At 72.2% G+C, this 21,266-nt stretch carries 18 protein-coding genes; 10 read left to right on the top strand and 8 right to left on the bottom strand.

Annotation, left to right across the window (positions count from 1 at the left end):
- Nucleotides 1-966 carry a phosphotransferase gene (locus tag ACHUEU_RS03160; RefSeq protein WP_394214439.1) on the bottom strand — a complete coding sequence of 322 codons (966 nt, stop codon included), beginning with the start codon at nucleotides 964-966 and terminating at the stop codon, nucleotides 1-3.
- Nucleotides 967-1,014: 48 nt separating this feature from the next.
- Here ACHUEU_RS03160 and nudC point away from each other — a divergent pair, with 48 nt between their 5' ends.
- The 3 genes from nudC (at nucleotide 1,015) to ACHUEU_RS03145 (ending at nucleotide 4,790) form a co-directional block, all read left to right on the top strand.
- Nucleotides 1,015-1,932: an NAD(+) diphosphatase gene (gene nudC, locus ACHUEU_RS03155; protein WP_394214438.1), complete on the top strand. Its 918-nt coding sequence runs from the start codon at nucleotides 1,015-1,017 to the stop codon at nucleotides 1,930-1,932.
- Nucleotides 1,933-2,029: 97 nt separating this feature from the next.
- Complete coding sequence (locus ACHUEU_RS03150) at nucleotides 2,030-4,177, top strand: ATP-dependent DNA helicase UvrD2 (RefSeq protein ID WP_394214437.1); 2,148 nt, start codon at nucleotides 2,030-2,032, stop codon at nucleotides 4,175-4,177.
- Nucleotides 4,178-4,496: 319 nt separating this feature from the next.
- Entirely contained in the window at nucleotides 4,497-4,790 is a 294-nt protein-coding gene (locus ACHUEU_RS03145; RefSeq protein ID WP_394214436.1) for a WhiB family transcriptional regulator, read from the top strand.
- Between the two features lie 121 nt (nucleotides 4,791-4,911).
- Here ACHUEU_RS03145 and ACHUEU_RS03140 read toward each other — a convergent pair whose 3' ends face one another.
- Nucleotides 4,912-5,070 carry a DUF5679 domain-containing protein gene (locus ACHUEU_RS03140; protein ID WP_137771171.1) on the bottom strand — a complete coding sequence of 53 codons (159 nt, stop codon included), beginning with the start codon at nucleotides 5,068-5,070 and terminating at the stop codon, nucleotides 4,912-4,914.
- 535 nt (nucleotides 5,071-5,605) lie between these two features.
- Between ACHUEU_RS03140 and ACHUEU_RS03135 the strand changes: the two genes are divergently transcribed.
- A complete protein-coding gene (locus ACHUEU_RS03135; RefSeq protein ID WP_394214435.1) occupies nucleotides 5,606-6,271 on the top strand; it encodes a M48 metallopeptidase family protein in 666 nt (221 codons plus the stop codon).
- Here ACHUEU_RS03135 and ACHUEU_RS03130 read toward each other — a convergent pair.
- On the bottom strand, nucleotides 6,247-6,870 hold the full coding sequence (locus ACHUEU_RS03130) for an NUDIX hydrolase (RefSeq protein ID WP_394214434.1): 624 nt from the start codon (nucleotides 6,868-6,870) through the stop codon (nucleotides 6,247-6,249). The genes ACHUEU_RS03135 and ACHUEU_RS03130 overlap by 25 nt on opposite strands.
- Nucleotides 6,860-8,401 carry a zinc-dependent metalloprotease gene (locus ACHUEU_RS03125; protein ID WP_394214433.1) on the bottom strand — a complete coding sequence of 514 codons (1,542 nt, stop codon included), beginning with the start codon at nucleotides 8,399-8,401 and terminating at the stop codon, nucleotides 6,860-6,862. The genes ACHUEU_RS03130 and ACHUEU_RS03125 overlap by 11 nt, the downstream gene beginning before the upstream one ends.
- Nucleotides 8,402-8,481: 80 nt before the next feature.
- Here ACHUEU_RS03125 and ACHUEU_RS03120 point away from each other — a divergent pair, with 80 nt between their 5' ends.
- From ACHUEU_RS03120 to ettA, 3 genes are all read left to right on the top strand, one after another.
- The gene (locus ACHUEU_RS03120; protein WP_394214432.1) at nucleotides 8,482-9,615 is read left to right on the top strand and encodes a YlbL family protein; all 1,134 of its coding nucleotides are present in this window, start codon (nucleotides 8,482-8,484) and stop codon (nucleotides 9,613-9,615) included.
- Nucleotides 9,612-10,304, top strand: a complete 693-nt coding sequence (locus ACHUEU_RS03115) for an HAD family hydrolase (protein WP_394214431.1) — start codon at nucleotides 9,612-9,614, stop codon at nucleotides 10,302-10,304. Before ACHUEU_RS03120 ends, ACHUEU_RS03115 begins: the two co-directional genes overlap by 4 nt.
- A gap of 168 nt (nucleotides 10,305-10,472) precedes the next feature.
- Nucleotides 10,473-12,155 carry an energy-dependent translational throttle protein EttA gene (ettA, locus tag ACHUEU_RS03110; RefSeq protein WP_394214430.1) on the top strand — a complete coding sequence of 561 codons (1,683 nt, stop codon included), beginning with the start codon at nucleotides 10,473-10,475 and terminating at the stop codon, nucleotides 12,153-12,155.
- A gap of 34 nt (nucleotides 12,156-12,189) precedes the next feature.
- Here the strand turns inward: ettA and ACHUEU_RS03105 are convergent, their stop codons facing one another.
- Nucleotides 12,190-13,689 carry a hypothetical protein gene (locus tag ACHUEU_RS03105; RefSeq protein ID WP_394214429.1) on the bottom strand — a complete coding sequence of 500 codons (1,500 nt, stop codon included), beginning with the start codon at nucleotides 13,687-13,689 and terminating at the stop codon, nucleotides 12,190-12,192.
- Between the two features lie 335 nt (nucleotides 13,690-14,024).
- On the opposite strand from ACHUEU_RS03105, the gene glgP reads away from it, so the two are divergent.
- Nucleotides 14,025-16,589 (top strand): alpha-glucan family phosphorylase, encoded by a 2,565-nt coding sequence (gene glgP / locus ACHUEU_RS03100; protein ID WP_394214428.1) that lies wholly within the window; start codon nucleotides 14,025-14,027, stop codon nucleotides 16,587-16,589.
- A gap of 54 nt (nucleotides 16,590-16,643) precedes the next feature.
- Complete coding sequence (locus tag ACHUEU_RS03095) at nucleotides 16,644-17,963, top strand: ABC transporter substrate-binding protein (RefSeq protein WP_394214427.1); 1,320 nt, start codon at nucleotides 16,644-16,646, stop codon at nucleotides 17,961-17,963.
- 277 nt (nucleotides 17,964-18,240) lie between these two features.
- Here the strand turns inward: ACHUEU_RS03095 and ACHUEU_RS03090 are convergent, their stop codons facing one another.
- Nucleotides 18,241-19,176 (bottom strand): acyl-CoA thioesterase, encoded by a 936-nt coding sequence (locus ACHUEU_RS03090; RefSeq protein WP_394214426.1) that lies wholly within the window; start codon nucleotides 19,174-19,176, stop codon nucleotides 18,241-18,243.
- Nucleotides 19,177-19,216: 40 nt separating this feature from the next.
- On the opposite strand from ACHUEU_RS03090, the gene ACHUEU_RS03085 reads away from it, so the two are divergent.
- Nucleotides 19,217-19,738: an acyl-CoA thioesterase gene (locus ACHUEU_RS03085; RefSeq protein ID WP_394214425.1), complete on the top strand. Its 522-nt coding sequence runs from the start codon at nucleotides 19,217-19,219 to the stop codon at nucleotides 19,736-19,738.
- A 12-nt stretch (nucleotides 19,739-19,750) separates the two neighbouring features.
- Here the strand turns inward: ACHUEU_RS03085 and ACHUEU_RS03080 are convergent, their stop codons facing one another.
- Together ACHUEU_RS03080 and ACHUEU_RS03075 are read right to left on the bottom strand one after the other, a co-directional pair.
- Nucleotides 19,751-20,200, bottom strand: a complete 450-nt coding sequence (locus ACHUEU_RS03080) for a globin (RefSeq protein ID WP_394214424.1) — start codon at nucleotides 20,198-20,200, stop codon at nucleotides 19,751-19,753.
- Nucleotides 20,201-20,246: 46 nt separating this feature from the next.
- Nucleotides 20,247-21,197, bottom strand: a complete 951-nt coding sequence (locus ACHUEU_RS03075; RefSeq protein ID WP_394214423.1) for a mechanosensitive ion channel family protein — start codon at nucleotides 21,195-21,197, stop codon at nucleotides 20,247-20,249.
- Nucleotides 21,198-21,266 lie beyond the last annotated feature (69 nt).

Here is a 21,266-nt window from a genome sequence, read left to right as displayed (position 1 = left end):
TCAGACCGTCCCGTCCTCCCGCGCGCTCATCTCCTCGTAGGCCCGCTCGGCCTCCTCGCGCGCGAGCTGCGCGAGATCGGCATCGAGATCGGCGATCATGCCGCGAGCATCGGCGACGATCTCCTCATCGCCCACCTCCAGACCGTGGGCGAGCCACTCCGCCACGGCGAACTCGCCGAGGGCCTGTGCCCGCTCCACCAGCCGCGGATGCGTCGCGGTGGGCAGCTCCTCGCGGTACGCGGCGTAGAGCTCATCGAACCGCTCCGGGGCCAGCGAGGAGATCAGCCAGGCGAGGTCGGAGGCGGCGTCGGCGACCTGGGAGGAGGACCAGTCGCGGATCCCGCTGACCTGCCCGTCGGCCGTGAACAGGCTCTCCTCGGAGAGATCCCCGTGCACGAACTGCGGGGTGACGTCCCACAGCTCCGGGTCCTCGAGCAGCGCCTGCCAGCGCTGGGAGACCGCGGCGGGCAGGTGCCCGGCCGCGGTGACGGTGTCGATCCGGGCACGATGGGCGGCCAGCATCGCCTCCGGGGTGAAGGTCTCGACCCCGGCCGCCTCGGCGGCGTAGCGGGGCACGGTGTGGATCCGGGCCAGCACCTGGCCCAGGGACCGTGCCAGCTCCGGGCTGCCGGCGAGATCATCGAGCATCAGCGGGCGCCCGACGGGGGCCTCCGTGACCGCGCAGCGCCCGCCCTCGGAGAGCTTCACGAAGCCGAGCACCGGAGGGATCACACTGCGCAGCGAGGTGCCGGTGAGCGTGTCGGCGACCTTCAGGTCCCGCTCGAGACGGACCCCGGCGGCGGTCGAGGCGGGGGAGAGGACCATGACGCGCCTGCCGTCCTCGCCCACGATGCCGGCGACGTCGAGATCCTCGGCAGGGGTGGCGATCGGCATGGTCCGTGCCGGGACCAGCCCGGGGACCGCCGCCGCCGCAAGAGCAGCCAGGGAATAGGAGTTGCGATGCACGCGACCACCGTACCCGGCCGGGGTGGCTGCTCCACGTAGGCTCAGAGCATGGCGAAGCTCCGTGGTCCCCATCTCAGCACCCCCCTCACCCTCCTCGGCTCCGACCGGGACGCGCTGCTGCGCGGCGACCCGGGCGCGGTCGCCCCCGGGGAGGACGCCCGCTACCTGGTCACCCGGGCCGGGGCCGTCACCCTGCGCGAGGAGGTCGACGGCACCCTCCACGCGGTCCTGGAGGAGGCCGACCCCCGCGACGGCGCCCTGCAGCCGCTGGTGCTGCTGGGCCGGCGTGACGGATTCCGCGTGCTCGCCGCCGAGATCGCCGAGCCCAGCCCGGAGCTGGACGCCCCCGGTCGTGATCTGCGCGACCTCCGCCGCGTCGCCGATCAGCTGGTCGACAGCGATGCGGACCTCGCGGCCGCCGCCGTGGCGATGGGCGCCTGGCACCGCTCCATGCGTCACTGCCCGCAGTGCGGCAGCGCGCTGGAGCCGGAGATGGCCGGCTGGGTGCTGCGCTGCCGCGAGGACGGCACCGAGCAGTTCCCCCGCACCGATCCCGCCGTGATCATGGCGGTGCGCGACGGGCAGGACCGCCTCCTGCTGGCCCGCAACGCCCACTTCCCCCGCGGCTTCCACTCGGTGCTGGCTGGTTTCGTCGAGCCGGGCGAGAGCCTCGAGAACGCGGTGACCCGCGAGGTTGCCGAGGAGGTCGGGATCACGGTCGAGGAGGTCGAGTACGTGGGCAGCCAGCCCTGGCCCTTCCCCCGCTCGCTGATGCTCGGCTATCGGGCCTGGGCACCGGACGGCGGCGAGCTCGCGCTGCAGGAGGAGGAGATCGCCGAAGCCCGCTGGTTCAGCCGCGAAGAGCTCGCCGCCGCCCTGGAGGCGGGGGAGATCGCGCTGCCGGGCACGGCCTCGATGGGCCGCGCGCTGATCGACGACTGGTACGGCCGCTCCGCGCAGCGGTGAGGTCCGTCCCCGGCGGGTGCCCGGCCGGGTGGTGTGGGGCACCCGCCGTCCACAGCGGTCCGCGGGATGTCGCACAGTCCTGGCAGGATGATCGGTGATGACCGACCACGCCGCCCCCTCCGACCACGCCGCCGGCGGCGCCGACCGCGGCGCGCCGGCGCCCACCGACGCGGAGTCCCTGCTCACCGCGCTCGATCCCGAGCAGCGCGAGGTGGCCCGCAGCTTCGGCGCCCCCCTCTGCGTGCTCGCCGGCGCCGGCACCGGCAAGACCCGCGCCATCACCCACCGCATCGCCTACGGTGTCGCGACCGGCCAGCTGAACCCCCGCCACGTGCTGGCGGTGACCTTCACCGCCAAGGCCGCGGCCGAGATGCGCTCCCGCCTGCGTGACCTCGGTGTGCCCGCGGTCCAGGCCCGCACCTTCCACTCCGCCGCCCTGCGCCAGCTGCGTCACTTCTGGCCGCGGGTGGTGGGCGGTCCGATGCCTGAGCTGCTGACGAACAAGTTCGCGGGCATCGGGGAGGCCTGCCAGCGGCTGCACCTGAGCGTGGATCGTGCGGCGCTGCGCGACATCGTCTCCGAGGTCGAGTGGTCGCGGGTCTCGATGCTCACCCCGGAGTCCTACCCGGAGGCCGCCCAGCAGGCCCGCCGACCGGGGGTCGCGGGCTTCGACTCCCGCTCCCTCTCCCGCATCCTCACCCAGTACGAGGAGGTGAAGAAGGAGCGCGGGGTGATCGACTTCGAGGACGTCCTGCTGCACATGGTCGGCTTCCTCACCGAGCGCGGCGATGTCGCCCGGGAGGTGCGAGAGCAGTACAAGCACTTCGTGGTCGACGAGTACCAGGACGTCTCCGCCCTCCAGCACGCCCTGCTGCGGCTGTGGCTGGGCACCTCCGACGATCTCTGCGTGGTCGGGGACGCCGCCCAGACGATCTACACCTTCGCCGGTGCCCGTGCCTCCTACCTGCTGGATTTCCGCTCCGAGTTCAAGCGAGCCCGCACCATCCGGCTCGAGCGCAACTACCGCTCCACCCCGGAGATCGTGCGGATGGCCAACACCGTGCTCGACGGGGCGCAGGGCCGCACCCGCGAGACCCGCCTGACCCTGGCCTCCCAGCGCGAGCCGGGCCCGCCGCCGCTGGTCGAGTCCTTCCCCGACGACTCCGCCGAGGCCGACGGCATCGCCGAGCGGATCGCCGAGCTGGTGACAGAGGGCAGGAGCGCCTCCGAGGCCGCGATCCTGTTCCGCACCAACAGCCAGTCCGAGGCCTTCGAGCAGGCGCTGACCTCCCGCGGCATCGGGTACCTGGTGCGCGGCGGCGACCGCTTCTTCGAACGCCAGGAGGTGCGCCGGGCCATGGTCTCCCTCCGCGCCGCGACCCGGGTGGAGCAGCTCGACCCGGCTCGCGCGGTGCGGGACATCCTCTCCCAGCAGGGCTGGGCGCCGACGGCCCCGGAGACCACCGGCGCGGTCCGTGACCGCTGGGACTCGCTGAACGCCCTCGTCGGCCTCACCGACACCATCACCGCCCGCCCCGGCACCACCATGACCGAGGTGGTGCGCGAGCTCGAGGAACGGGCGGAATCGCAGGCCGCCCCGGTCGTCGACGGGGTCACCCTCGCCTCCGTGCACGCCGCCAAGGGCCTGGAATGGCCGGTGGTGTTCGTGGTCGGCGCCAGCGATGGCCTGCTGCCGATCTCGATGGCGAAGACCCCGGCCGAGGTCGAGGAGGAGCGGCGCCTGTTCTACGTCGCCCTCACCCGGGCCCGGGACCTGCTGACGGTGAGCTGGTCCGCCGCCCGCACCCCCGGGGCCCGCGGATCGCGCAGGGCCTCCCGCTTCCTCGACGGGGTCCTCGCCCATCCCCAGGCGCCGCGGACCTCGCCCGGTGCGGGACCGCGCCGCACCGGTCGGCGCTCCGCCACCGTCTATGCGGAGTGCCGGGTGTGCGGGCAGGGCCTGGTCGCACCGCGGGAGCAGCGGCTGGGCCGCCACGAGGGCTGCCCGTCGACCGTCGGGGAGGAGCTGCACGCCACGCTGCGCGCCTGGCGACGCGAGCAGGCACGGCTGCGCGGGACCCCGCCCTACGCGATCCTCACCGATGCCGCGCTGACCGCGGTCGCCGAACGCGCCCCGCGCAGCGAGCAGGAGCTGCTCGAGGTGCCGGGGATCGGCCCCGGCAAGGTCGCGAGCTTCGGCACGGACCTGCTCGAGCTGCTCGGAACGGATGCCGAGAAACCCTGAAACTGCAGGTCAGAAAATAGTTCCGGGTTCCCGTGAACGGGTGTAGAGTCGCACTCGTCAATCGTCCACAGTCGTGGCCCGGGGCACCGGGACGCGCGCTTTCGAAAGGGGGTGGCCACAGTGATCGATATCTGGAATCTCGCAGGAGGAGGCCAGCGCCCCCTCGGCGCGCCCTCCCCCCTGCCGCGCGAACGGGGCCATGCCCCCGCGGTGCTCCGCCTGAGCTGACGAGGTCCTCCCTCGCTTCGGGTGCGGCACCGCCGCCGCGCCCCCGCCCCCGGGCGGGTCCTTCCTGACGGACCTCCGAAGCAGCGAGACGATGACTTCTCTTCTGACCACTTTCCCGAATCCCGCGGACACCTCCGCGACGATGCTCCCGTGCCACGACGCGGACGCCGCCGACCTCTTCTTCTCCGAGCGCCCCGCAGACCTCGAACAGGCCAAGTCCCTGTGCGCGGGCTGTCCCCTCATCGAGGAGTGCCGTCAGGGCGCCCTCGACAGGGCGGAGCCCTGGGGCGTGTGGGGAGGCGCGATCTTCGAGGACGGCCGCATCATCGCCGTCAAGCGCGGCCGTGGCCGGCCCCGGAAGAACCGGGGCCAGCGGGTCGCATGAGCCGGGTCGAGCTCCGGCTCACCCGGCCCCTGCCCGTCCCGCGCAGCGACGAGGACCCCGGACCGTGCGGTCCGGGGCCCTCGTCGGTGCGGCGCGAGGCAGCACAGCGCTCAGCGGTGCTTCAGGCCTTGCCGAGGATCCGGTTCAGCTTGGTGCCGCACACCGGGCACACAGCCTTGGCCATGCGGCGGCCGTTGGAGACGACGACGTTGCCCTCGGCCTCCCGCTTCTCACGGCACTTGACGCAGTAGAACTCTCCGGCATAGGTCTCGTCGGCCATATCCGCTCCTCGTTGCTTGTCGGTGATGTGCATTCCCGGATGCGCGGCGATGGCTGCGAAGCCGGGACCGATCCACTGTAACGGCGCGGGAACACGCCGCACGAATCGGGTCGGTCGGATGTGGCCCGATCGGGGCGGCCCGTCGCGCGCTTCGGGGGCAAGGGGCTCTGCGAGGAGCCGAGGAAGTGCGCGCGACGAGCCGACATCGGAGGCCCCTGGACGGCATCAGGCCTCGAAGGGCCGTGGAACCCCGGGGGCGCTCAGCACCACGCGCACCTTCCCCGTGTGCGTCCTGCTAGTTATCCCGGGATCCCACGTGGAGGGAAACGTAGCCCGTGCGATCACGACAGGTCAAAGTTCGGCGGGGGATCGGCTGTGGACAACGGGTCTCCTGCTGTGGACGGTGTGTCGATGAGCGTGCGCGCATTGTGGAGGAACCGTTGATCTCGCCGGTCACGACGTTCTGACCGGTCATGTCCCGGTGCACAGATGTGGATGAATATTTTCGTCGGCAGCACGTGCGAGGCTGTGACCCATGAACGATCTGGTCCTCCACGAGCACGTCGCCGGCCCTCGCGGTGAACGCGTGCTGGTGCGCCGCAGCGCCCGCCGTCGCCGCACCGTCTCGATCTCGCGTCGTGACGGCGATCTGCTGATCGCGATCCCCGCGACCTTCAGCGCGCGGCAGGAGCGGCAGTGGGTGACCAGGATGGTCGATCAGCTGGTCAGCAAGGAGGCCCGTCGGGCACCGGCGCGGCGCAGCGACGACGCCCTGCTGCGGATGGCGCGAGAGGTCAGCGAGCTCCACCTCGGCGGGCGGGCACATCCCTCCTCGGTGACATGGTCCTCACGGCAGAATCAGCGCTGGGGCTCGTGCACCCCCACCGACGGCACCATCCGGCTCTCGCATCAGCTCCAGGGCATGCCGGACTACGTGGTGCGCTCGGTGATGATGCACGAGCTCGTCCACCTGCTGGTGCCGGGCCATGGGCCGGAGTTCAAGGCCCTGATGGCGAACTACCCGCTGGCGGAGAAGGCGCAGGGCTTCCTCGACGGAGTCTCCTGGTCGAAGAACCTGCCGGGACACGGAACGGAGGTCGAGGACGGGGCCGACGGCGAGATCGACAGCGGGATCGACGACGCGGCCGACGGGGCGGCCGCGGGCACGTCGCCGGTTCAGCCGGCCCGGCGCGCCAGATAGAGCGCCAGCTCCTCGAGGGTCCCGGCCAGATCCGGCACCGTCCCCTCGGGCAGCGCGGTGGTCTCGCGCTCGGGGCCGACGCCGCGCAGGGGCCACGGCACCCATCGCACCTCGGGCGATTCCGCGCTCGCCGTGAGCGGCAGGTCGGCGGCCGGTGCCGGGGCGCGCAGCAGGTACTGCACGTCCCAGTGCTCCGAGCAGGCGCCGAAGGCCGCCTCGAGGGCGTGCCGGTGCAGCATCGCCGGTCCGTCGCCGATCCGCTGCAGACCGTCGATCCCGATCTCCTCGGCGACCTCCCGGCGAGCGGCCTGCTCGAAGCTCGTCTCTCCCGCTTCGAGGTGGCCTCCGGGCTGCACCCAGAAGCGGCCCTTGCGATGCCACAGGAGCGCCACGTGATCCCCGGGGCGGTCGATCACGATCGCGCTCGCCGTGAGATGCCGCGGACCGCCGTCGCGGCGCATCAGCCGGGGGTCGCCGGTCAGCAGCTGCTGGAACTCGTGGGCGACCGCCGGCCCCGAGACCGCGGCCGCGGCGTGCACCAGCTCGGCGAGCGCCGCCTCCGGGACCGCGGGGCCCCGGCCGTCGGGCTCAGCGCTCATCGTCCCCGTCGGTGGAGGTGCCGCGCCCCTCGTCCCCGTCACCGCGCTCGTCGTCCGAACGGTGCAGCCCGCCCTGCTCGTCCTCGCGCGGCGCGCGCTCGTGCCCGTCGCCGGACAGCAGCTTCTCCAGCTCGGCATCGAAGTCCTCGGGCAGGGCGACATCCGCCAGCCCGTCGACCTCGTCCGCCGATGCCTGGGGCTGCGGGGCCTGCGGACGGCCCGAGAGGACTTCCGGGGTGGGCAGCAGGTCCGGGTGGTCCCACTTCGCCTCCCGGCCGGCCTCGCCCTCGGTGTCGCGCACGCTCTCCCACCAGGCCAGCGCCTCGCGCACGCGCCGCGGTCGCAGCTCGATGCCGACGGTCTTCGAGAGCATCTCCTCGGCGGGCCCGCCGGAGGCGCGGCGCCGCCGCAGCACCTCGCGCATCGCCTCGAGATCGGGGAGCTTCCCGTCCAGCGCCTCGGTGGTGACGTGATCCACCCAGGCCTCGACCAGTGCGAGGGTGGTGGCCAGCTCCTCGAGCGCACGCTCCTGCGAGGCGCGCCGGGTGAACACGAACATCTCCTCCGGGCGGCGGGCCTGCATCGCCTCCGGGTCCGACAGGTCCAGGTCGCGCACCATCGCGTCGAGCGCGTCGAGGTCCAGGGTGATGCCGCGGGAGTAGTCCTCGATCGCGGAGAACAGGGCCTTGCCGAGCCAGGGGGTGGAGGCGAACAGCGCGGTGTGGGCGATCTCGCGCGCCGCCAGGAAGATGCGGGCCGCGCCCGGGTCCAGGGAGTGCGCGGAGATCAGGTCGTCGACGTTGGCGGCGACCAGCGCCGGTTCCCCGTCCCGTCCCAGGGGCAGGCCGAGATCCGTGGTGCCCGCCGCCTCCCGCGCGAGGGAGCCGATGGCGTGCCCGAACTGCACTCCGAACATTGTCCCGCCGATGCGCTCCATCATGGCTGCCGGGTCCCCGCCGGGCATCGGCATCCCGGCTCCGCCGAACTCGCCCAGCTGGGCGGCGATCGCCTCGCCGATGGCGCCGGCCATGTACTTCGCGACCGGTTCGACGATCGGCTTCCAGCGAGGCAGCGTGCGGTGCAGCCAGGTCCCGCGGCTGTACACGCCCAGCTCGGTCGAGGGCACGTCGACCGAGATCACGGGATCCAGCCACAGCCGCGCCACCTGCGCGGCCTGGCGCAGCTCGGTGATCGTCGAGTCCGTCGGGCCCGGGTCGCCCGGGGTGCCGCTCGGGTCGGGCGCGCCGGGGATCCCGGCCTGACCGGCCGCGGTCCGGCGCGCGATGTCCTCGGCCATGTCCCAGTTCACCGGGCTGTCGCCCTGGGCGGCGAACATGTTCTGCATCTGCGCGGCGGCCGCCCGCAGCTGGGCGGGATCCTGCGGCAGATTCGCCTGCTGCGCGAGCGCCGACAGGTCCAGTCCGTCCAGGGCCCCCTCCGGGAGGGCGTCCCCGAAGGTCTCCTTCAGGAAGCGCTTCAGCGCCTCTTCGTCCATGTCACCGGGTTCACCCGGGATCGGGGCATCACTCATGGCCACCTCCAGCAGTCCGTGGGACCGCCAGCCTACCGATCCCTCCTGGGGGTCAGCGGCGAGTGGGGCACAATGTCGGGGTGATCGATGCCCCCGCCCGTCCCGCCCGCACCCGACGAGCTCGAGCGCTCCTCGCCCGCTCGGTCGACGAGGCGCAGCTCGCCCGGCCGGCGATGGCGCTGATCTCCCTGGTCGTGCTGTGCGTGATGATCCTGGGCGGATCGCTGCTGCCGGTGCCCTACGTCATCGAGCGGCCCGGCCCGGCGATCGACGTGCTCGGCGCGTACGAGGACGAGGAGATCCTGGTCATCGATGGGGCCGAGACCCACCCGACCGAGGGGGCGCTGATGATGACCACCGTCTCCGTGGACGGCGGGCCCGGATTCCGCGTCACCCCCGTGGAGGTCGTCGCCGCCTGGTTCGACCGCTCCAAACTGGTGCTGCCGAGGGAGGTGGTCTTCCCCGAGGGCCGCACCCGTGAGCAGACCACCCTGGCCAACACCGCGGCGATGAGCTCCTCCCAGCAGGGCGCCGTCGCCGTCGCCCTGGACGAGCTGGGCATCGAGTATCGGGACGTGGTGATGATCGCGGGAGTTCTGAGCGACGGCGCGGCCGAGGGCACCCTCGAGGGGGGCGACGTGATCGTCGCGGTCGGCGGCGAGACCGCCGGCGGGGTCGACGGCTACCAGCGGCTGATCGACGCCGTCCCGGACGGGGAGCCGATCCCGATGACCGTGCGGCGCGACGGCGAGGAGCTCGCGCTCCAGGTCCCGACGGCGCTGGTCGACGGCGCTGACAGGATGGGCGTGATCCTGGCCCCGGGCCACGAGTTCCCGATGGACGTCCAGATCTCGGTGGGGGACATCGGCGGTCCCAGCGCGGGGATGATCTTCTCCCTCTCCGTCTACGACGAGCTGACCCCGGGGGCGCTGACCGGCGGCCACGCCATCGCGGGCACCGGCACCATCGCCGCCGACGGCGCCGTCGGGCCCATCGGCGGCATCCGGCAGAAGATGGTCGGCGCGTCCGAGACCGGGGCCGAGTTCTTCCTGGCCCCCAGCAAGAACTGCGACGAGGCCGTGGGCCACGTGCCCGACGAGCTGGACGTGGTGGCGGTCTCCACCTTCGAGGACGCGCTGACCGCCACCGGGACCATCGCCGAGACCGGCAGCACCGAAGGCCTTCCCACCTGTGAGGACGTGACCACCCGATGAGCAAGAAGAACCGTCGCCGCACACCCCCGAAGCCCACCGTCGTCTTCGACTTCGGGGGAGTGCTGAGCGCCGGCCATGACCCGGTGCCGGCTGTCCACGAGCTCCTCGGCGGCGACGCCGAGGTGCTGCGCGAGGCGCTCTGGCGGGAGCGCGACGCCTACGACCGCGGCGCGGTCAGCGCGGCCGAGTACTGGGGCGCGGTCGCCGCCGCCGTCGGGGTCCAGCAGCTCTCCGAGGCCGAGGTCGCCGAGGTGCAGGGCGCCGACGACCGCTACTTCCTGCGTCTGGATCCGGCATCGCGCTCGCTGATCCATGACCTCGCCCGCCACCGGGTGCGCCTGGCGCTGCTGTCCAACACCTCGCAGGCCTTCGGGGAGTCGGTGCGCCGCGCCGACTGGTTCGAGGCCTTCACTCTCGCCGTCATCTCCGGCGAGGAGCGGGCCGTCAAGCCCGGCCGCGAGATCTTCGAGGTGCTGCTGGACGTCCTCGCGCACGAGACCGGGGGAGTGTCGATCCCCTCCGCGATCATCTTCTTCGACGACCGCCAGGAGAACGTCGACGCCGCGAGGGCGCTCGACATCGACGCCCACCTCTGGCCGCGCAACGGTGAGGAGCACCCCGCGGGCACCGAGCACGGTGCGGCGATCGCACGCCGTGTCCTCGCCGGACGCGGCATCTCCCTGGACTGATCCGGCCCTGCGCGGCCGGGAGGGTCGTGCCCGTCATGTTCCGGCCGCCGCAGCGGCGGTGCGCGCAGGGATGCGGGTAGAGTCGGGAGCCGTGACGCATCCCGCGCAGCGCCGCTCCGCGGCGCGCCGGTGAGAATCCCCAGACCCCTCTCCGAACAGGAAACCGAGTTGGCTGAATTCATCTTTACCATGCACAAGGCCCGCAAGGCCGTGGGCGACAAGGTCATCCTCGATGACGTGTCCATGAGCTTCTACCCGGGCGCGAAGATCGGCATGGTCGGCCCCAACGGCGCCGGCAAGTCGACCATCCTCAAGATCATGGCGGGGCTCGACCAGCCTTCCAACGGCGAGGCCCGCCTCAGCCCCGGCTACAGCGTCGGCATCCTGCTGCAGGAGCCGCCGCTGGACGAGTCCAAGACCGTGCTGGAGAACGTCCAGGAGGGCATGGGCGAGCTGCTGAAGAAGGTCCAGCGCTTCAACGCCATCGGCGAGGAGATGGCCGAGCCCGATGCGGACTTCGACGCGCTGATGACGGAGATGGGCTCGCTCCAGACCGACATCGACGCCGCGAACGGCTGGGACCTGGACTCCCAGCTCGAGCAGGCGATGGACGCCCTGCGCTGCCCGCCCGGTGACGAACCCGTCACCCACCTCTCCGGTGGTGAGCGGCGCCGTGTGGCGCTGTGCAGGCTGCTGCTGCAGAAGCCCGATCTGCTGCTGCTGGACGAGCCCACCAACCACCTCGACGCCGAGAGCGTGCTCTGGCTCGAGCAGCACCTGCAGCAGTACGAGGGCGCCGTCATCGCCGTCACCCACGACCGATACTTCCTGGACCACGTCGCCCAGTGGATCGCCGAGGTCGACCGCGGCCACCTCTACCCCTACGAGGGCAACTACTCCACCTACCTGGAGAAGAAGGAGGAGCGGCTCAACGTCCAGGGCAAGAAGGACCAGAAGCTCGCCAAGCGCCTCAAGGAGGAGCTGGAGTGGGTCCGCTCCAGCGCCAAGGGCCGGCAGGCGAAGTCCAAGTCCCGTCTGGCCCGCTACGAGGAGATGGCCGCGGAGGCCGAGCGCACCCGCAAGCTCGACTTCGAGGAGATCACCATCCCGCCCGGCCCGCGGCTGGGCAACCAGGTCATCGACGCCAAGGACATCACCAAGGGCTTCGGCGAGCGGGTGCTCATCGACGGGCTCTCCTTCTCCCTGCCGCCCAACGGCATCGTCGGCGTCATCGGTCCCAACGGCGTCGGCAAGACCACGCTGTTCAAGACCATCGTCGGTCTGGAGCCGCTGGATCAGGGGGAGCTGAAGATCGGCCAGAGCGTGAAGCTCAGCTACGTCGACCAGAACCGCGAGAACATCGATCCGGACAAGAACCTCTGGGAGGTCGTCTCCGACGGCCTGGATTACATCCAGGTCGGCAAGGTCGAGATCCCCTCGCGCGCCTACGTCTCCCAGTTCGGCTTCAAGGGACCGGACCAGCAGAAGAAGGCCGGGATCCTCTCCGGTGGTGAGCGCAACCGCCTGAACCTGGCGCTGACGCTGAAGCAGGGCGGCAACGTGCTGCTGCTCGATGAGCCCACGAACGACCTGGACGTGCAGACCCTCGGCTCGCTCGAGAACGCCCTGCTGGAGTTCCCGGGCTGCGCCGTGGTCGTCTCCCACGACCGCTGGTTCCTGGACCGGGTGGCCACCCACATCCTGGCCTTCGAGGGCACCGCGGAGAACCCGGCGAACTGGTACTGGTTCGAGGGCAACTTCGAGGCCTACCAGGCCAACAAGGTCGAGCGCCTCGGCGAGGAGGCCGCGCGCCCGCACCGCGTGACCTATCGTCGCCTCACCCGCGACTGACGGCGGCCGCCCACGGCCGGCCCCCGGAGCCTGCTCAGCCCGGTTCGGGAGCTTCCGCCCGCGGGTCCAGGCTGGCGACCACCTTGGTGGAGGGGGAGCCGGACTCGTTGCCCGGGGCCATCTCCCGGGTCACGAAGAGGCGCTGGTCGGTCCGCCTCGAGGTGAACTCGATGGTCCCGTCCGCCCCGAGCTCGAGCACACCCAGGCTGCGCTGGACACCGTCGGTCTCGCCCCACAGCTCGAGGACCTCGCTCTGCCGGCCCTCGACCCCCTCGGCGCGCAGCACGAGGCCCTCCTCGGTGAGGACCGCCTGCCAGGTGCCGTTGTCGCTGATCCCGGTGACGAGCTGAGCCCCGGGGGTCAGGGCGCGATCGGCCCAGGCCGCGGTGAAGTCCTCGGAGGCCGCGAGCTGTCGGTGGCTGTCCAGCAGCAGCACCCCCAGCACGAGCGCGGCGAGCAGGGCGGCGGCGGCGAGCGAACGGGAGATCCACGGGATGCCCCGGGCCCGCTGCTGCTCCCGCCGCCGGCTGCGCCGGGAGCGCTGCTTCTCATCGGTGGGGCGGAAGGTGAAGGCCGGGGCGCTCGCAGCCTGCGGTGACCACTGCGGCGGCGCGGCCGCTGAGCCGGGCGCGGGCGGGGAGCCGGCGGGCGGCTCAGCGGCACGGCCGTGCAGCCCGCCCGCCACCGGCGGGGGGCCGACGACGCGGCGCTGGGTGTCGGTGCCGAGCACCGGGGTGGAGTAGGTGCCGCGGTAGACTGCTTCGGGGTCCGGCGGAGCCGAGGGAGCCGACGTCCCGGGAGCGTCGAAGCCCTCGAGCACGGCGAGGCGCAGGTCCCTCGACGGCGGCACCGCGGTGAGCAGGGCGAGACGGGCCGCGGCCTCGATCGCACGGCGGTGGATCCCGGCCGTCTCCGGGGACCGGGTCAGCTCCCGCAGGCGCAGCCGTTCCCCCTCGTCGGCCAGGGCCAGGGCGTCCAGCGAGCTCAGTCCCCGGGTCTCGGCATCGGGGGGACCGCCGAAGGGCACCAGCGCATCGAGGACCTCGGAGATGGTCAGCGCCGGCTGCTGCCGCGCGGTGCCCGTGAAGGGGAACCGCCCCTGAGCAGCGGACTCGACCAGGGCTCGCTGCGCCGGCGGCAGCTCCAGCAGCACCCGCAGCACGTCGACCTCCCGCCGGTCACTGGTGCGATCGGTGGCCGGGCCCGGACCGGCCAGCGAGCGCACGTCGCCGGTGGGACGGGTGGCCACGGCAGCACGTCGGGCGCGATCCAGCACCGCGGCCTCCCCGGGCAGCCCGCTGGTGGCGAGGTGCCCGGCATCCCGCAGACAGGAGCGGAGCACCGTCACGGCGAGCTTCTCCGCACGGGCGGCGGAGCCGGTGACATGGACGGCCAGCCCGTGGATGCGGGGGCCGAGCACATCGACCAGGGCCGCGGCGGCACGCTGATCCCCGCCAGCGGTGCGCCGCAGCAGGGTCCGGACCGGATCGAGTCGTTCCCCGAGATCGATCGTGTCTTCCGGAATCGCCGGCATCTCGCCGGTCCGTGCGTCGCTCCCCATCGGGCGCCTCCGTGCGTTCTCTGCTCAGTGCGGGGCACCGCCCCCGCGGTGCCGCACCATTGTCGCAGGCAGTGCACCCGGGCGCGGTGCCCTGGGGACGGAGCGCTGCAGCGGGCGGGCACAAGCCTGCGGAAAGTTCTTGCACGCCGGGGCGGGCCCCGAGCTGAGGGCGGCACCCAGCATCACAGCCGGCATCACAGCGGTCGCCTATCACTGCTGGTGAATCGCGACCGTGAGGAGTGTGACCTGCACTCAGCATCGCGCAAGTTCGACGCAAGATCGCGTGCTGCGTCGGGTACCTTGGGTCCATGAAGCCGCTCTCCACGATCACGGTCACCTCCGACCTCCCGGATGCCCTCGCGCCGCTGCGCGAGCTGGCGCTGAACCTGCGCTGGACCTGGCGTCGACAGACTGTCGATCTGTTCCGCTCCCTCGACCCCCGCGCCTTCGTGGCCAGCGGCGAGAACCCCATCGCCATGCTCTCGCTGGTGCCCGCCGGCCGTCTGGCCGAGGCCTCCCGCGACGAGGCCTTCCTCACGCGGATGCGCTCCGAGATCGGCGACCTGCGCACCTACCTCGACTCCGGCCGCTGGTTCCAGCGGACCGTCCCGGGGGCGCAGGGCGGCGGCGGGGGCACCTCGGTCGCCTACTTCTCCATGGAGTTCGGGATCACCCCGACCCTGCCGATCTATTCGGGAGGGCTCGGCATCCTCGCCGGCGACCACCTGAAGTCCGCCTCGGACCTCGGCGTGCCGCTGGTCGCCGTCGGCCTGCTCTACCAGTGGGGCTACTTCTCCCAGTCGCTGGACCGCAGCGGCTGGCAGCAGGAGGACTACCGGCTCAACGATCCCTCACAGCTCCCCGTCGAGCCGGTCCGGGGCGCCGACGGCGAGCAGCTCAGGGTCGCGGTCACGCTGCCCGGGGCGCGCGAGGTCGCGATCGCCGTGTGGACGGCGCAGGTGGGCCGGGTCCCGCTGCTGCTGCTGGACTCCAATGTCGAGTCCAACGACGAACAGGCCCGCCAGATCACCGACCGCCTCTACGGCGGCGACCACGAGCACCGCATCCTCCAGGAGATCGTGCTGGGCATCGGCGGCGTCCGCGCCGTCGAGGCATACAGCGCGCTGGTGGGCGCCCCGGCTCCGTCGGTGTTCCACCTCAACGAGGGCCACGCCGGATTCTCCGGCCTGGAGCGGGTGGGACGCAGGATGCAGGCCGGCACCGGCTTCTCCGAGGCGGTGGCCGAGGTCCGTGCGGGCACCGTGTTCACCACCCACACCCCGGTGCCCGCCGGCATCGACCGCTTCGACGCCGCGCAGCTGCGCAGCCACCTCGACGCCGACGGATCGGGTCTGTCCCGCCTGATCCCCTCGCTGCCCGTCGAGGCGGCGCTCGCCCTCGGCATCGAGGAGGGCGGGGACGTGTTCAACATGGCCCAGCTCGGCTTCCGCATCGCCCAGCGCTCCAACGGTGTGGCCGAGCTCCACGGTGCGGTCTCCCGCGCCATGTTCCAGGACCTCTACCCGGGCTCCGACGTGCCCGAGGTGCCGATCGGCTCCGTCACCAACGGCGTCCACCGCCGCACCTGGACCTCCGACCACATGGACGATCTGTACAAGAAGGCCCTGGGTGACGTCGACATCTCCTCGCTCAGCGACTGGAGCGCCCTGTCGACCCTCACCGATCATGAGCTCACCGAGACCCGGGACGCGCTGCGCGCGGATCTGGTGTCGATGGCGCGCCGTCACGTCAAGGACTCGTGGCTGCGGCGCGGCGCCGTCGAGGCCGAGCTCGCCTGGACCGACCACATCCTCGACCCGCACGCTCTGACCATCGGCTTCGCCCGACGCGTCTCGACCTACAAGCGGCTGACCCTGATGCTCTCGGATCCCGAGCGCCTCCGGCGGATCCTGCTCGACGAGACGCGTCCGGTGCAGATCGTGGTGGCGGGCAAGTCGCACCCCGCGGACCGCCCCGGCAAGGAGTTCCTCCAGCAGCTGGTGCAGTTCGCCGACGACCACGGGGTGCGCCACCGCATCGCCTTCCTGCCCGACTACGACATCCGCATGGCCTCCGTGCTGATCGCCGGCTCGGACGTGTGGCTGAACAACCCGGTCCGTCCGGAGGAGGCCTCCGGCACCTCCGGGATGAAGGCCGTCCTCAACGGCGGCCTCACCTTCTCCGTCTCCGACGGCTGGTGGGACGAGATGAAGGACGATGACGCGGGCTGGACCATCCCCACCGCGGACGTCGCCGACCAGGCCCGTCGGGACGAGATCGAGGCCGACGCCCTCTACGAGATCCTCGAGCAGTCGATCGTGCCGCTGTTCTACGAGCGCGACGCCCGCGGCATGCAGCGCGGCTGGATGACGAAGGTCCGCTCCTCGCTGGTGACGGTGGCTCCGCAGATCACCGCGGGCCGCATGGTCCGCGACTACGTCACGGATCTGTACCTGCCTGCGGCCAGGGCGGCCGCCGCCTTCACCGCAGATCCCGCGCGGGCCGGCGAGTTCACCACCTGGAAGGCCGAGGTCCAGGAGGCCTGGCCGGCAGTGTCGGTCCAGAATGTCAGCCTGGAGGGCGTCCGGGGAGCCGCAGCCACCACCGGGGACGAGCTCACCCTGGTCGCCGACGTCGAGCTGGGCCGGCTGCGCGACACGGATGTGCTGATCGAGGCGGTCCTCGGCGAGATCGGTGCCGGGGATGAGATCATCGAGCCTCAGCTGATCCCGCTGCGGCGCGGGGAGGACGGTCGCTGGGCCGCCCGCTTCGCACTCGCCGCTCCCGGCGAGGTGGGCTTCACCGTGCGGATCACCCCGCAGCACCCGGTGCTGGCCTCCCGCGCCGAGCTCGGGCTGGTGGCCACCGCCTGAGCGGCACCCCCGCCCGAGAGGCCCGCAGCCCCTCGTTCGAAAGGTCCCGACCCCGTGCCGACCCGTCGCCAGCTCCTGCTCTCCACCGCTGCGATGTCACTGGCGGGGGTCGGGGCCCTCTCGGGCTGCGCGGAGGACGGACCCGTCGAGCTCGACGACGGGGAGGCGCTGCGGATGCGGGTGTGGAGCGAGTCCGCGGCGACCGCTTACGAGGACTCCCTCGCCGCGTTCACCGCCTCCACCGGTATCGAGGTGGCCCTCGAGGTGCTGGGCTGGGCGGACTACTGGACCCAGCTCCCGCTGGACGTGGCCTCCGGCGACCTGCCCGATGTGCTCTGGATGAACACCGCCAATCTCGCTCAGGCCCACGGCAGCGGGGTGCTGCTGGAGATCGGCGAGATCGTGGGGGAGGACGCCGCGAACTGGGAGAGCGCGGCGACGGACCTCTACCGTCTGGACACGGGACTGTGGGGCGTGCCGCAGCTGTGGGAGCAGAGCATCCTGGTGGCCCATGAGGGACTCGTCGCCGCGGTCGACGGTGATGCCTCGGCGCTGACCTTCGATGCCGGAGCCGCCTCGGACCCGCTGCGCGAGCTCTCCCGCGCCCTCACCGTCGACGGCGAGGGGCGCAGGCCCGGGGAGGCGGACTTCGACCCGGCCGCCCGCACGACCTTCGGGTTCAGCGCCCATCCGGATCGCACCGCGGTGCTCGGCCCGTTCATCGCCGCGCAGGGCGGCAGCTGGCAGGATCAGGACGGCACCCCCGCCTTCGCCTCCGCGGAGGGCATCACGGCGGTGCAGTACCTGGCTGATCTCGCCTCCTCCCACCTGGCCCCGGCGGGCAAGGACACCGTCGCCGACCCGACCCTGTGCAGATCGCTGTTCCTGCAGGGCAAGCTCGGACTGCTGCAGACGGGGACCTACGATCTGCACGCCCTCGCCGCGGAGATCGACGACGCCTTCTCCTGGGGGATCCATCCGGTCGTCGCGGGACCGGAGGGAGCGCGGCCGCTGGTGCACTCGATCGCCGCGCTCGGTGTCGACCCGGGGGACGAGGACCGGGAGCGGGCGATCGGTGAGCTGCTGCGCTGGCTGGGCGGCGTGGAGGGTCAGCGCCCGCTGGCCGAGAGCCGGCTGGGGATCCCTGGCCACCGGGACCTGCGCGGGGCGTGGGAGGAGAGCTGGGACGCCGCCGGGGTGGACGTCTCGGTGATCGAGGTCCCCGAGGAGGTCGCGATGCCGGAGATCGGGGATCGTTCGGCGATCGCGACCGGTGCGGCGATGCCGATCATCGCCGAGGTCTTCCGCGGGGAGACCGCCGCCGCCGAGGCCCTGCCCCGCGCGCAGCAGGCCGCGCGGGAGGCCATGGGCTGAGCGCCGGGGCGGAGCAGCGCGGGCAGCGGCGAGGGGGCGTGACAGGTCGCCTCCGGTCGGGAAGACTCAGGCCCCCGCGCATCGTTGCACCGACGGCAGGACCGCCATGGCCGCCCCGACCCGCCCAGGAGACTCTCCGGGCCCGGATCGGTGGTCTGCTCCCGCCCGCCGGGCCCGTCCGGGAGGTGGCGATGTTCGGCGGCCGGGCGGTGATGCTCGAGGACGTCCAGCGGGGCCGTTGGCTGCAGGAGGCCCTCGATCTCCACGACCGTTGAGCTCAGCGCTCCCGCGGTGCCCGGATCATGCCCTCCTGGGTGACCGTCGCGACCAGGTCGCCGCCGCGGTCGAAGACCTGGCCGTGGGTCAGGCCGCGCCCGCCGGAGGCGGAGGGTGAGCGCTGCACGTACAGCAGCCATTCGTTGGCGCTGACGTGCTGGTGCCACCAGATCGCGTGGTCGATGGTGGCCATCTTCAGCCCGGGTGTCATCCAGCTCAGGCCCTGGCGGCGCAGGATCGGCTCGAAGGGCGTGTAGTCGCTGGCGAAGGCGAGGATCGCATCGTGCAGCAGCGGCTCCGCCTCGACGGGGGCGAGGGTGCGCATCCAGACCATCTGCGCATCGGCGGTGTCGGAGGCGGGATCGGGTCGCAGGTAGATCGGATCGGTGACGTGCCGGATGTCGATGGGTCGCTGGGTGGCCCAATACCGCGCCACCGGGTGGTCGATCCCGGCCAGCGCCTCGGCCGTGGTGGGCAGCCCCTCGGGGTCCGGTGCCTGCGGTGCCCGCTCCTGGTGCTCGAGGCCGTCCTGTCTCTCCTGGAAGGAGGCGGTCATCGCGAGGATCGTGCGCTCCTCCTCGTCGGCCTCCTTCCCGGGCTGGGTGGCCAGCACGCGCCGCACCGAGAAGGAGCCGCCGTCACGCAGCGCATCGACCTGGAAGCGGATCGGATGCGCGGGATCGCCGGGAGCGAGGAAGTACGAGTACATCGAGTGGATCCGACGGTCCGCGGACACGGTGCGGCCCACGGCGGTCACCGCCTGGCCCATCACCTGGCCGCCGAAGACGTGCCCTCCGGGGTGCGGCGAGGAATCGCCCTGGTACGCGGCGACGGTGGCGGGTGTGGAGAACTCTCCGGACGGTGCGACCTCGCGCAGGTCCAGCAGGTCCACCAGACCGGCGGCGATCTCCGAGGGGTCGGTGCGGGGGAACGTCATGGGCCCGATCGTACTGCTCGGGCGGCTTACGATGAGAACCATGTCTTCTCCTCTCGCTGCCGATGCTCCTGATCTCACGCCCGGACCGCTGGACATCCCGATCCCGGTCCGGTGGACGGATCTGGACGCCTACGGCCACGTGAACAACGCCGCCATGGTGCGCCTGCTCGAGGAGGCGCGCATCGCCGCCTTCTGGCAGCCGCCCGCCGAGCAGATCGCGCTCGGGGCACCGCGGCCCCCGGCGGCGCTGCCGATCAGCGGCGCCGGCGATGCTCTCAGCACCGTCATCGCCTCGCAGCGGGTCGAGTACTCCCGCTCCCTCGGCCACCGCCGCGACGGCGTGCTGGTGCGGCTGTGGCTCTCCCGGATCGGCGGGGCGAGCCTGAGCGTCGACTACCTGGTGCTCACGCGCGATGATCCCGAGGCCGCCGCGCCCTACGCCCGCGCCCGCACCGTGGTGGTGATGGTCGATGCGGCCTCCGGTGCACCGGTGCGGCTGGAGCAGGCGACCCGGCGGATGCTCGAGCGGTTCACCGGCGAGCCCCTGCGCTTCCGCGACTGACGCGGGGGAGCCTCAGCTCAGGCGGCCCGGCACGTCCTGCCCGGCCGCCGGGGCCTGGCCGCCGTCGACGGTGTTCACCAGTGACTGCGCCGCCCGATCGAGGTAGTCCCACAGCGTCTGCTCGTGCAGCGGCGCCAGCTCCAGGGTGTCCAGCGCGGTGCGCATGTGGCGCAGCCACGCATCCCGCGCCGAGGGGGAGACCGGGAAGACGGCATGCCGCATCCGCAGTCGCGGGTGGCCCCGCTCCTCGCCGTACGTCTTCGGGCCGCCCCAGTACTGCTCGAGGAAGGTGCACAGGCGGTGCTTCGCACCGGTGAGATCCTCCTCGGGATACATCGGGCGCAGCTCGGGGTCCTCGGCGACGCCCTCGTAGAAGCGGTCCACGAGACGGGCGAAGGTCTCGTGGCCGCCGACGGCCTCGTAGAAGCTGAGCTGCGCGGGCTGCCGGGCGGGGCTGGTCATGTCTGGGATCCTTCCATGGAGCGGACGGGGAACGGGGACGGGCAGATCAGTTCCCCACGGTCTCGACGAAGCGGGGCATGGCGAAGGCGATATCGGAGGCGGCGAAGCCGGCGCGGATGCGGGCACGCAGCTCCCGCTCCACGTCCCACTGCTGCCCGGGGGCGGTCTGGATCGTGACCCGCCGCTGGTAGCGGTTCCCGTCCACGTCCAGGATGCCGCTGAGCGCGGCGGGGGCGAGCACGGTGTCGCTCCACGCAGGATCCTCGGTGATCTCGGCGGACACCGTCGTCACCACCGCGGTGACCAGCTCGTCGTCGGCCTCCGCGTCGATGTCGAGGACCACCACTGCGGTCGAGAAGCCTCGCGCGTAGTTGCCCACGCGGACGATCTCGCCGTTGCGCACCGTCCACAGCACCCCGTCGATGCCGCGCACCTGGGTGGCGCGCAGGTTGATCGACTCGACGGTGCCCTCCGCGTACTCGAGGTCGACCCAGTCGCCCACGGCGACGATGTCCTCGAAGAGCATGACCACCCCCGCGACCACGTCCTTGATGATGGTCTGCGCACCGATGCCGGCCGCCAGGCCGACCACGCCGAGGCTCGCGATGACCGGGGCGATGTTCACGCCGATCTCGGAGAGGATCATCATCGTGGCGATCGCCCAGATCATCACGTGCGCGATGTTCCGCGCGACGTTCGACAGGGTGCTCGCGCGCTGCTCGCGGCGGGCCTGGGCGGCCCGCTGCGACTTCGGGTCCCGGCGGATGACGGTGCCGGTCACGGTCGAGATCTTCGCCCCGGACTGCACCATGGTGCGGAAGAACCGCCGCAGGAACCAGCCGACGATCACGCTCAGCAGCGTGGCGGCCAGCATGATGATCACGATCTTGACGCCGCTGCTGAGCAGCCATCGCATCAGCTGATCCATCAGGGTCAGCGCGTCGTCGGCGGTGGGGGCGGCCAGCAGCGGGCCGAGGTCCTGGGGAGCGTCCAACATGCCCTCGACGATAGTGCCCGACCACTCTGATGTCCGGCTCCGTCCGGGGCGAGGTGGGTCACCGTCCCC

The organism is Brachybacterium vulturis, from assembly GCF_043641765.1.
Classification (GTDB): Bacteria; Actinomycetota; Actinomycetes; order Actinomycetales; family Dermabacteraceae; genus Brachybacterium; species Brachybacterium vulturis_A.
The sequence above is the reverse complement of the archived record's forward strand: the minus strand, read 5'-3'. Positions and strand labels throughout refer to the sequence as shown.